Consider the following 5,782-nt stretch of genomic DNA (forward strand, 5'->3'; position numbering starts at 1 on the left):
ACCACGAAAGTGTCTTGGATTCAAGACACCTTATGAAGTGTTTTATGGTAAGATTCCGGAAGCAAGTTAAAAAGCATAGGTGTTGCACTTATGGCTTGAATTGGCGAAACTCTAATATGGGCTACTTCTAAAAAATTCAGAGGAGTCTAAATATGATTTTAAAGGATTAATATTTGTATTTATCTCGATTAAGTACCTTGCTACTTTTTATGGTTCCAAACTTGTTTGGCGCAACACTCACTATAGAGACAGCAATTAATCAATTTGTTAAGAACAATTTTGATCTTCAAATCGCACGACAAGAAGCTGATAAATCTAAAGCAGATTTAACAACGGCGCAACTCCATCCTAATCCAATACTTTCCGGATCCTATAATTCTTTAGATGTTATGCACCATTTGAGTGATACATCTGCTGCATCGGCTGCATCAACAATACTTCATATTGATTATCCAATTGAGCTAGGTGGAAAACGAGCCCACAGAATTGAAACAGCTAATGAAGGTATTTCTTATGCGAACGTATTATTTGAAGAAACAAAAAGAAAACAATTCTTTACTTTAATAAATGCGTATTATCAAGTGCAGGCCGATGAAGCAGATTTGACAAATGCAATTGCCAATAGTCATGATTTCAGAGATTTACTCGTTATTGCGCAAGCCAAACTTGATCATGGTTTTTTAAGTCAGATGGATTTTGAAAAACTTCAATTACAAGCGATTGATTATGAGAATGATGTTAATGCTTACAAAGCTGCACTATCTTCCGATATGGAAGCCTTAGCCTTTTTACTTTCTATGAATGTTAAAGATGTGACTTTGTCTCCATTGGTTTTACCGGAAGATTTTTCAAAATCGGTAGATGAACTTATCCTAAACGCACAACAAAATCGATCCGATTGTTTAGCTGCGCAACAAAATATCAAAGTTGCCAATGCTTCGGTTGAACTTGAAAAAGCTAATTCAATTCCAGATCTTACTCTCGGTATAGAAATGGAAAATTATGCACCGACATATTCTAATCCTCTTGTGGGCATTAGCGTTGCAATCCCTTTACCCATTTATGATCGCAATCAAGGAGCCATTCAAAAGGCTCGCATAACAACTCTTCAAGCTGCAACGCAAAAATCGAAAATTTTATATCAAGCTGCTTCGGAAGTTCGACAGGCATATATTCACTATCAGTCACAACTGGACATCTATGCTTCTATGCAACGCGGATTTGAATCAGCAAGAAAATTAAAAGAAAAACAAGAAAAAATATTTGCATTCAAGGGAATTTCCATTCTTGAACTTTTAGATGCGCAAAAAAGCTATCGTGAGTATCAAACAAACATGACAAAATCGATTGTCGAGTTGCACATTGCTTTGGCCAACCTGAAACTCTATTCAGGATTACCCCTTATCGATTCAAAAGGATATTAATGCGTTTTCTATACTTTACTATTTCGTGCGCAGTAGGTTTCCTTATGCTCACCGGTTGTGATAAACAACACCAATCATCTACTCAAAAAGTAGTCGAATCCGCGGTGCCGGCTATTGCTATGGTTTCACCGCAATTCGGTACTTTTACTACTCAAATATTGGCTACGGCGTCCATTCAACCCGCACCTGATGGGATTGTATCGATTACAGCTCCCGTTACCGGAACTGTTAGTAAGATTCACGTAGCCATCGGCGAAAAAATATCCAAAAATTCTCCACTAATCACCATACGATCTTCTGACGTGAGTGACGTACATAGTGACCGATTATCAGCAAAAGCAGCCTATATGCAGGCAAAGCAATCCTATACTATGAATCAGGAACTATTCAAACTAGGTGCTATTACGGCCAATGACCTTGCACTCTCTTTAAGCAATCTTCAGCAAGCTGAAGCAACGGAAAAAGGACTGTCGCAAAAACTCAATTATTATGGCGCCTCTTCTGATCAGACTTTGACACTACATTCTCCGATAAATGGTGTTGTATATGAAATTGGGACACATTTGGGAGAAAAGATAAGCAATGATACAGCACAACCCCTAATGAAAATTGCCGATACTCATAAAAAAATTGTGGTTGCAACTGTGTATGAAAAAGACCTTTCTGCTTTTTATGTAGGTAAACAAGTGGATATAAAGTTGGATAATGACGAAGCTACACCGATCAAAGGAACAGTAACTTATATAAGTGATGTACTTGATCCTGAAAATAAAACAAATAAAGTCTATATTCAGCCTTCAACTGATGTTCCACAGCTACGTATAAATATGTTTGTTAATATTTCTGTAAGTACTGACATAAAAGATGTTTTCCGTATACCAAAAAAATCATTGCTTTTTAAAGAAGGCAAATTTATTGTTTTTATAAAAAATAAAAACCGGTTTGTTCCCCTGAATGTTAAGCTCATCAGCGATGATCCAAAAGATGATTTTTCTCTTGTCAAAGGGATAACTGCTAATACTCAAATTGCTCTCGAAGCTATCGCTTTGGAGAAAGAATAATATGCGCCGGCTTGCTGATTTTTTCATAGATAACTTTTTAGCTGTATTATTATTTACAGTCATAACCGTCGTAGTAAGTATAGTTGTAGTTCGTGATCTTAACATTGAAGCATTCCCCGATCCTGCTCCTCCGATTTTGGAAGTTGTTACTACCGATGAAGGACATTCTGCTGAAGAGATAGAAAAACAAATCACGACTCCTTTGGAAATAGCTCTAGCCGGAATGCCCGGATTAGAAAATATTAACAGTGTTTCCTTGTATGGATTGTCTGATATTAAGTGTAAATTCTCTTATAATGATTCCTATAAAGATGCTCGCCAAGAAGTCCTAAACCGTCTTGCACAAGCACAAAGCGATATTCCAGCTGATGTATCTCCTCAAATTACCCCTAACGCGATCGGTGAAATTATGCGCTATCGTATAGTTGGAAATCGCAGTATGAGCGAATTACGCACTTATCAAGACTGGGTTGTATCGCGTTATCTCAAAACTGTTCCCAATATTGCTGATATAGGGAGTTATGGGGGAACGATAAAAGCTTATTCTGTAGTAGTACGTCCAAATGACCTCATTAAATACAAAATCCCATTAAGCAGTGTTATCCAAGCGCTGTCTAATAGTAATGTCAATGTTGGCGGACGAGTATTGGAATTTGGAGATCAATATTATACGATTCGTGGAATAGGGCTGATTAAAACAATCAGTGATATCGAAAATACAATTGTTACAACAATAAATGATCGTCCGATTTATGTTAAAAATATTGCGGATGCATCCATTTCCAGTATGCCACGCACAGGGATCGTCGGGCTCAATGGGGCTGATGATGTTGTTATGGGTGTTGTTGTTTTGCGCAAGAATGCACCAAGTGTATCTGCTATGAATGAGTTGCATAAAAAAATCGATGAGCTAAATAATGGAGTTCTTCCAAAAGACATTAAAGTTGTCCCTTTTTACGATCGGCAGGATCTACTTCATACCGTTGTTGATAAACTTAAAGAGACAGCATCGACTGGAATGATTTTGGTTTTTGTCATCATTCTTTTATTTTTAGGCGATTTACGTGCAGCATTTATTGTAGCAGCTATTATCCCAATGTCTCTTCTTTATACACTCGCGCTTATGGCCAATCAGCAAGAATCGGCGAATTTACTCTCATTAGGAGCCATTGACTTTGGGATTATTGTAGACATACCATTGATTGTAATCGAAAACTATTTTCGTCTCAAACATCAAGGCCGACAACATATCCCTGCGATCCAGGAAACAGCAGCCGAAGTCGGTAAGCCGATTCTATTTTCAATTCTAATAATCTTTCTTGCATTTATCCCACTTTTCGCGATGAAGGGGGCAGAATCACAAATTTTTCTTCCAATGGCAAAAACATACGTATACGCAATCGGTTTCGCCACATTCTTGACGTTTAGTTTTCTTCTTGCAAGTAAATATACTTTTTTACTTCATTCGCATGAAAAAGTCTTACCGTTTTTAGTTTGGGCAAAAATAAAATATATGAAAATTATTTCTCGTATTACAAGTAAAATTGCTGTTATGGCGACCGGTGCCATATTGGTTCTGACACTCTTGATTGCAAATATTCTCGGTGCCGAGTTTTTACCTAAAATGGATGAGGGGAACCTATATATACGTGCTATTTTCCCATATTCAATCAGTCTGAACAAAAGCTATGAAAACTCAAAAATAATCCGTGACATTTTGCGTAAATATCCTGAAGTACAGACTGTTCAGTTTCAAGCCGGACGTCCTGAAGACGGGACTGATCCCACCGGACCATTTAATACAGAATATTTTGTAAAACTTAAAGATTATAAAGAGTGGCATCGCGGTATTACCAAAGAAGCACTCGAAAAGGAAGTTAGAATAGCGCTTGAAACCAGATTTCCCAGTGCAGATATAAGTGTCTCACAATACATCGAAGATAATTTAGCTGAAGCAATGTCAGGAGTCAAAGGTGAAAATTCTGTCAAGATTTTTGGCGATGATCTTTATATACTTGATCGATTAGCAAAAGAAGTCGAAAATAAAATCAAAAAAATAGATGGTGTCACAGATGTCGGCATTTTTAAAGAGACCGGACAGCCAAATTTGATTATTGAAGTAGATCGTGAACAAGCCGCTTTATACGGAGTAGATGTCGTTGATTTAATGGATATAGTCTCTTCGTCACTGGATGGTCGAGCGATAACCAAAATTATTGAGCAAGACAAACGTTTTGATCTCGTGGTCCGCTTTCCTAGTGCATACCGTAAAAGCATAGAAAACATTAAAGAGATTCCTATCATTTTGGATCATGGCAGAATTATTCCTCTTTCAAAAATAACCAAGATTTATTACGATACTGGAGCTTCTTTTGTTTATCGTGAAAATTTCAAACGATTTATCCCTATCAAATTTGCGGTTGCTTCTAATGATTTGGCTGGAACAGTTGCCAAAGTACAAACTGCAATCAACACGATAAAAATGCCTGAAGGCTATCTGACGACACTCTCAGGACGTTTTGAACAGATGCAAAGTGCATTTGGACGACTAAAAATAATGGCGCCGGCATCACTATTCTTGATTACTTTGGTCTTGTTCGTCTATTTTGGATCTATTCAGAATACGGTTGTTATCCTTACAGCAGCTCTGTTTTCAGTATTTGGCGGACTTTCATTTCTCCTGCTCTTTCATGAGTCGCTAAGTGTCTCAGCATCAGTAGGATTTATCTCTATCTTGGGCGTTAGCATACTCAATGCTTCCATCTTTGTTATCCATTACTTGCAGCTGCATCAAGAACACGGCGTTCCTATGGAAGATGCAATTACGCAAACTGCTTCTGATAAATTCAGAGCAATTCTTATGACAGGACTTACAGCATCGATTGGATTATTACCTGCGATGCTCTCTACAGGTGTCGGCTCTCAAGTTCAAAAACCTCTTGCAATAGTTGTAGTTGGAGGAATGCTTATTGGGACTTTTATACTCCTAATACTAATGCCACCTTTGTTAAGGTTTGTAAAAATAAAAAAATATTAAGTATGTTCGTTTGTCAGTTATTGAGAGCGTATATCTCAGAAGCTTCGCTAAAATATCTATAGCGATGTTCAAACTTCTTGGTATCAAAAAAGATCGTCTCTTAGCAATATCATCAGCTTCTGACTGGGAGTGAGCTTCAATATGATGTTCACAAGGAGTTGTAAAAGATTCAAAATGGTACAACCGTCATTCCCAAAATTTAACTCCAATTCAAGTCATAAGTGCAACAGTGAGAGTCACTGGAGATAAAGGTTAACTGC

General features: G+C 37.4%; 3 protein-coding genes. All 3 read left to right on the forward strand.

Annotated elements, in window-relative coordinates; translation table 11 throughout:
• Positions 1-173: 173 nt before the first annotated feature.
• The 3 genes from JHC35_RS04615 to JHC35_RS04625 are packed head-to-tail and all read left to right on the forward strand — an operon-like array spanning position 174 to position 5,522.
• Complete coding sequence (locus tag JHC35_RS04615; RefSeq protein ID WP_295042460.1) at positions 174-1,424, forward strand: TolC family protein; 1,251 nt, start codon at positions 174-176, stop codon at positions 1,422-1,424.
• The gene (locus JHC35_RS04620) at positions 1,424-2,485 is read left to right on the forward strand and encodes an efflux RND transporter periplasmic adaptor subunit (RefSeq protein WP_295042462.1); all 1,062 of its coding nucleotides are present in this window, start codon (positions 1,424-1,426) and stop codon (positions 2,483-2,485) included. Before JHC35_RS04615 ends, JHC35_RS04620 begins: the two co-directional genes overlap by 1 nt.
• A 1-nt stretch (position 2,486) precedes the next feature.
• Positions 2,487-5,522, forward strand: coding sequence for a CusA/CzcA family heavy metal efflux RND transporter (locus tag JHC35_RS04625; protein WP_295042464.1), 3,036 nt, complete (start codon positions 2,487-2,489; stop codon positions 5,520-5,522).
• Positions 5,523-5,782 lie beyond the last annotated feature (260 nt).

The organism is Sulfuricurvum sp. (assembly GCF_022759005.1).
Classification (GTDB): Bacteria; Campylobacterota; Campylobacteria; order Campylobacterales; family Sulfurimonadaceae; genus Sulfuricurvum.

Coding starts and splice junctions, on each gene's coding strand:
- JHC35_RS04620 (WP_295042462.1), top strand. CDS start 1,424: ATGCGTTTTCTATACTTTACTATTTCGTGCGCAGTAGGTTTCCTTATG.
- JHC35_RS04625 (WP_295042464.1), top strand. CDS start 2,487: ATGCGCCGGCTTGCTGATTTTTTCATAGATAACTTTTTAGCTGTATTA.